The sequence below is a fragment of the Streptomyces sp. NH27 genome (genome assembly GCF_056859195.1).
The window spans coordinates 1-5,760 of sequence record NZ_JACEGK010000520.1 but is presented as its reverse complement, the minus strand read 5'-3'; the positions used below and the strand labels follow the sequence as shown (position 1 = coordinate 5,760).

The 5,760-nt window shown below is 71.7% G+C and carries 5 protein-coding genes; 2 read left to right on the top strand and 3 right to left on the bottom strand.

Annotation, left to right across the window (positions count from 1 at the left end; all coding sequences use genetic code 11):
* Both AC13HU_RS30875 and AC13HU_RS30870 read left to right on the top strand, forming a co-directional pair.
* The coding region (locus AC13HU_RS30875) for an LmeA family phospholipid-binding protein (protein WP_483045274.1) at nt 1-1,008 on the top strand (1,008 nt) is incomplete at its 5' end.
* A gap of 114 nt (nt 1,009-1,122) precedes the next feature.
* Nucleotides 1,123-1,938 carry an SAM-dependent methyltransferase gene (locus AC13HU_RS30870; RefSeq protein ID WP_483045273.1) on the top strand — a complete coding sequence of 272 codons (816 nt, stop codon included), beginning with the start codon at nt 1,123-1,125 and terminating at the stop codon, nt 1,936-1,938.
* A gap of 4 nt (nt 1,939-1,942) precedes the next feature.
* Here the strand turns inward: AC13HU_RS30870 and AC13HU_RS30865 are convergent, their stop codons facing one another.
* The 3 genes from AC13HU_RS30865 to AC13HU_RS30855 all read right to left on the bottom strand — a co-directional run.
* Nucleotides 1,943-2,845 carry a helix-turn-helix domain-containing protein gene (locus tag AC13HU_RS30865; protein WP_483045272.1) on the bottom strand — a complete coding sequence of 301 codons (903 nt, stop codon included), beginning with the start codon at nt 2,843-2,845 and terminating at the stop codon, nt 1,943-1,945.
* A 119-nt stretch (nt 2,846-2,964) separates the two neighbouring features.
* Nucleotides 2,965-3,201, bottom strand: coding sequence for a DUF397 domain-containing protein (locus AC13HU_RS30860; protein WP_483045271.1), 237 nt, complete (start codon nt 3,199-3,201; stop codon nt 2,965-2,967).
* 373 nt (nt 3,202-3,574) lie between these two features.
* A partial coding sequence (locus AC13HU_RS30855) for an alpha-galactosidase (protein ID WP_483045270.1) occupies nt 3,575-5,760 on the bottom strand: 2,186 nt, incomplete at its 5' end.

Sequence of the window (5,760 nt, the reverse complement as noted above, 5' to 3'; positions counted from 1 at the left end):
CGCATGACGCCCAGCGACAAGCCCCGAGTCCGGCGCGCCGCCGCCGAGGACGCGCCGCCTGCGGACGCCGCCGCCGAAGACCCGAGCGCAGCCGAAGACCCGAGCGCCGCCGCAGCCGCGGACGCCGCCACGGACGCCGCCGATACGGTCGGCGAGCCCGCCGAATCCGGCGAGCCCGGGAAGAAGCGGGGGCAGCCGACCGCCGCTCGGCGTGCGGGCGGCGACCCCGACGCGGAGTCGGCGAGCCCCGGCGAGCCGGACGCCGGGCAGCGGCGACGGCGGTTCATGCCGCGGCGCCGTAAACCGCTGATCGTGGCCACCGCCGTGGTGGCCGGGCTGGCCGTGCTCGCCACCACCGCCGACCTGGTCCTCGCGTACACCGCGCGGGAGCGCATCGCCCGCGCGGCGAGCTGCAAGCTCAGGCCGACCGGCCCGGTGTCGGCGGACCTGTCCGGGAGCATGGCCGGGCTGCGGCTGCTGACCGGCCAGGTCGGCACCGTGCACATCCACGCCGAGGACGTACGGCGCGACGGCATGGACCTGTCCGTCGCCGTCGATCTGCGCCAGGTGACCACCAAGGGCACCATGAGCGGCGGCACCGCCACGGCCACCATCTCCTACGACGAGTTGGGCAAGCGGCTGAACCGCAAGGCGGCCGGGCTGCGGCCGGAGTCCGACGGCCACGGCGGCCTGGTGCTGACCGGCACCCTCGTGGGCATCCCGCTGCCGGTGACCGTGCACACCACCATCACCACCAGCAAGGGTGCGATCACCGTCACGCCCACCGACGTCGACGTGCTCGGCCAGAACATACCCGTCGCGCAGATGACGGGCAGTCAGGGCGGCTCCGCGCTCGCCGCGAAGCTCGCCCCGCGCACCGTCGAGGCACCCCAACTGCCCCCCGGTGTCGCCCTGACCGGGGCCCGCACGGACTCCCACGGCCTCGGGCTGACGCTGGCACTTCCCGCGAGCGTCTCCTCGGGCGAAACGGCGGGCTGCGCCGCATAACGACCTCGACACGTCACTCGACCGGCAGATCGGCACTCCCTAGGATGGCGACTGCCCCCGGGGGTCGCTCGGCGGGCCGCAGTCGCGCAGGATCAGCATTGTTGTGAGGGGCCCATGCCATCCGGAGACACGTCGCCGAGCGCCGCGATCGATGTGACAGTGCCGAGCGTTGCCCGCATGTACGACTACCTCCTGGACGGCAAGGACAACTACCCGGCCGACCGCAGCGCCACCGAGGAACTGCTGGAGCAGGTGCCGAGCATGAAGGTGCTCGCGCTGAACAACCGTCAGTTCCTGCGCCGCGTGGTGCGGGTGCTCGCCGAGGACTACGGCATAAGGCAGTTCGTCGACCACGGCTCCGGGCTGCCCACCCAGGACAACGTGCACGAGATCGCCCAGCGCATCCACCCCGACGCCCGCGTGGTCTACGTCGACAACGACCCGATCGTCCTCGCGCACGGCCGGGTGCTGCTGGAGCAGAACGAGAACACCGCGGTCATCCAGGCGGACTTCCGCGACACCGAGAGCATCTGGGACAGCCCGGAGGTACACCGGCTGATCAACCCGGACGAGCCGGTCGCGGCCCTGTTCGTGTCGGTGCTGCACTGCGTGAAGGGCAGCGAGGACCCGGCCGGCATGGTGCACCGGGTCCGCGACCGGCTGCCGGCCGGAAGCTGCCTGGTGGTGTGCCAGCTCGTCAGCGACGACCCCGAAGTGCGGTGCGGCGTCACCGAGTTCATGGACCGCTCCACCGGCGGCAACTGGGGCGAGGTGCGCGAGCAGAGCGACCTGCTGCGCTACCTGGACGGCACCGAACTCCTGCCGCCCGGCCTGGTCGAGGTCTCCACCTGGCGCGCCGACAACGACCTCGCTCCGGTCCAACCCAGCTACGAGTGGATCGAGTTCGGCGGCGTCGGCCGCGTACGCTGAAGCGCTACTCGTAGCGCTTCAGCGCCTCCTCCAGCAGCACCCGGCTCTCCGCCGGGGTCGCCGCCACCGCGCTGAGCTCGTCCAGCGCCGCCCGGTAGCGGTCCAGGTCCTCCAGCCGGTCGAGGTACACCGCGCTGGTCATGTGCTCCAGGTAGACCACGTCCGGCAGGAAGCCCTGCGCGAACCGCAGGTAGGTCACGGCCGCGCCCGGGGTCGCGGCGGCACTCGCCTCGTAGGAGGCGACCTGGAGGCGTATCCCCGGCTGCCGCAACACTTCGAGCAGGTAGACGAGTTGGTCGTGCATCACCCGCGGGCCGCCGACCGGGCGGTACAGCACGCCCTCGTCGATCAGCGCCCACAGCACCGGTGCGCCCGGCTCGTTCATCCGCTGCTGCCGCTCCAGCCGCAACTGGACCCGCTGCTCCACCTCGTCGGGCGGCGCCAGCCGATGGCCGCTGAGTACAACGGCCTGCGCGTAGGCGGGTGTCTGGAGCAGGCCGGGCACGAACTGGTTCTCGTAGGTGCGGATCACATGCGCGTCGCGCTCCAGGCCGATGAGCTGCTGCAGCCAGTCCGGCACCACCTCGCCGTAGGGCTGCCACCAGTCCGGGCGGGCGGAGCGCTCCACCATCGCGATGATCTGGTCGCGCTCGACCGGGTCGGCGCCGTAGAGGGCCAACAGCTCGTCCACGTCACGGGACTTGAGGTTGACGTGCGCGGTCTCCATCCGGCTGATCTTGGAGGCGTGCGCGCGGATGTGGCGGCCGGCGACGACCGGGCTGATGGAGCGGCTCTCCCGCAGCGCCCGAAGGTAGTTGCCGAGCACGCGGGCCATCGCCTTGGCACCCATGTCGGGGCGGCGTTCGAGAAGCTGTATGGGTGAGACGAGCTGCGGCGCGGCAGGCATGCGGGCTCCCAACACAGTTACTGGAGGGACCATTATTGCACCGCACGCGTATCCGGGACTGCCCGCCGGCGCTTACCGGCGGGCAGTTTCGTACCTGGCCTTGACACGCCGCTCGGGCGTCAGTCGATGTACCCGTCGAAGTCGCCGTCCTTGGCGCCCTCGACGAACGCGGTGATCTCCGCGCGGGTGTAGACGAGCGCGGGACCGTCCGGATGGCGCGAGTTGCGCACCGCCACACCGCCGTCCGGCAGCGCGGCCACCTCGACGCAATTGCCGCTCTGGTTGCTGCGCCCGCTCTTGGTCCAGCGGGCCCCGGAAATCGAACTGGCCTGCACACCGTTCTCGAACTGCTGCACTTGGCATCGCTCCTTCGTCGGTAGGGCGGCGCTCGGTTACGCTGGCGCATCAGGAGTCACGGCAGTCACCGAACCGCCTTGGATGCACGTGCCGTTGCAATTTCCGATGCAATTGCAACAGCGTTCTCCAAGTCACGGTACTGTCGGTCCGGCGTGGTGTCGACACATGCGTAAACGGCATCCCTTCGGGGTATGGAGCAGTGCCGGTTCCGGGCGTTGCAGCTCAGGGGGCCGCAACGCCCGGATCGCCATCGGCCCGCGCGTGTGCGGCAGTTGCACGACCGTACGGGGGTCGTACAACTGCCGCGCATCAGTTGCTCCGTGCACCTGCGGTCGCTGCGGGCGGCCCGGCGTATGATCCCGCCCCGGCGGTTCACACAGCCCGGCGTACCTCGATCAGCAGCGCCTGGCCGGGGTTGAGCGTCGGCATCGGCACCCCGGCCACCGCGAGCACCGCACCGGGCAGCCGCACCCAGTCCGTCAGGGCCTCGGTCAGCCAGGCGGGCCCGGCGGTCTGGTGGAAGGACGGCAGGCCGAGGTCGGTACGGACGCGAACGTCGTAACTCCCGTCGGCGGCAAGGCCGGGCAGCGGCACCCGGCCGAACTGGGCCTCGGCCGAAGTCGCGGTGCGCGCCCAGCAGTACAACGCCGCCGAGCCGTCGAGCGCGACCACGCCGTGCAGCAGCCGCGCCTCCCGCTCCGCGTCGTCGGGCGCGGTCAGGTCCGCCCGGACGGTGCGGCCGCCGTGCAGCAGCGGCCGCAGCTCGCGGTACATCGCAGTCCACGCGGTGATCCGCGCCAACTCCCCCTCTGTGCAAGCGGTCAGGTCCTGCTCGATGCCCGCGTGCCCGAACAGCGCGGTCGCCAGCCGGAAGGAGTCCGCCGTCATCCGGTCGGTCGTGTGCGCGGGCGAGGGGCCCAGGTGCGCACCGACCAACTCCGGCGGCAGCAACTGCCCCGTCCACCGCTGGATCGCCTGCCGCTCCACCGGATCGTTGCAGTCCGACGCCCACACCCGATCGGTGCGGGCGAGGATGCCGAAGTCGATCCGGCCGCCGCCGCTGGCGCAACTCTCGATCTCCAACCCGGGATGCCGTTCCTTCAACGCATCCAACAGCCGGTAGAGCGCGTCGACCTGGCCGTGCGCGACGGGGCGGTCGGCAGGGCCGTGCACGGCCTCGTGCAACTCCCGGTTGTGGTCCCACTTCAAGTACGCGATGTCGTAGTCGGACACCAGCGCGTCCAGACTGCGCAACAGGTACGCCCACGCGTCGGGGTTGGTGATGTCCAGGACGTACTGGTTGCGGGCCGACGGGCCCAGGCCGGCCGCCGGGCCCAGTACCCAATCCGGGTGCGTACGCGCCAGATCGGAGTCGGGGTTGACCATCTCCGGCTCCACCCACAACCCGAACTCCATGCCGCGCGCCCGCACATGGTCCACCAAAGGCGTCAACCCCTGCGGCCACACCACCGGGTCCACACTCCAGTCGCCGAGCCCGGCATTGTCGGAGCGGCGGCCGGCGAACCAGCCGTCGTCCAGCACGAACCGCTCGACTCCGACCTCGGCGGCCTTGTCGACCAGCCCCAGCAGCCGGTCCAGGTCGTGGTCGAAGTAGACCGCCTCCCAACTGTTCAGCACCAACGGGCGCGGCGGGACCGGGTGTTGCGGACGCGCCCGCAGCAGCGTGTGGAAGCGGTCGGCCAGGCCGTCCAGACCGTCGGCGGACCAGGCGTACCAACTCACCGGCGTGCGGTGGCTCTCGCCGGGCGCGAGGCGGATCTCGCCCGCGCGCAGCAGTTCGCCACCCCCGAGTGCGGCGGCGTGCACGCCCGCGCCCTCCGGCAGTTGCTCCACCAGATAGCGCTGGTCGCCGCTCCACCCCACATGCACGCCCCACACCTCGCCGGTACGGAACCCGAAACCGGGGGTGCCGACGGTGAGCAGATACGGCGAGTCGAGGCCGGGCTTGCCCCGCCTGACCTCGCGCGCGTACGTGCCGTGGCCGAGCGGACGGCGCTGCGGGGTCCTTTCCCGGCTCCACTTGCCGGTGAAGTCGAGGATCTCGACAGCCCGGCGGGGTAGCGGCAGCAGCGTGAGGACCTGCGCGAGGTCGTACGGTGCCAGGTCGGCGGCGGCCTCTCCAGCAGCCTCGGCGGCACGGCGGGTCAGGTCGGCGTGCACGCCGAGCACCCCGGACGGCTCCAGCCGATAGGTGACGGCGACATCGAGACCGGCGCCGGCATCCGTCAACTCGACCGTCAACTCGCCACCGCGTGCCGGGTCCTGGCGCAGCGCCACGGTGGAGGTGGACAGCCGGGGGGCGGTGGCGCCACCGGCAAGGTGACCGTGGTGGGCGGGGGTGCCGGACCAGCCGTCGGCCTCGGTGGGCCACACGGTGAAGCGGCGCCGGGCATCGATCGAGCTGTGGACGACCGCGGGTTCTGCCGTCAGGCTCAGCGCGGCCAGATCCGCGCCGCTCAGGTCACCGAGGTCGGCTCCCCAGTGCAGGACTCGGGGCACCGGCTCGGTGAGTTCCACGACGAAGCTGGTGCCGGCAG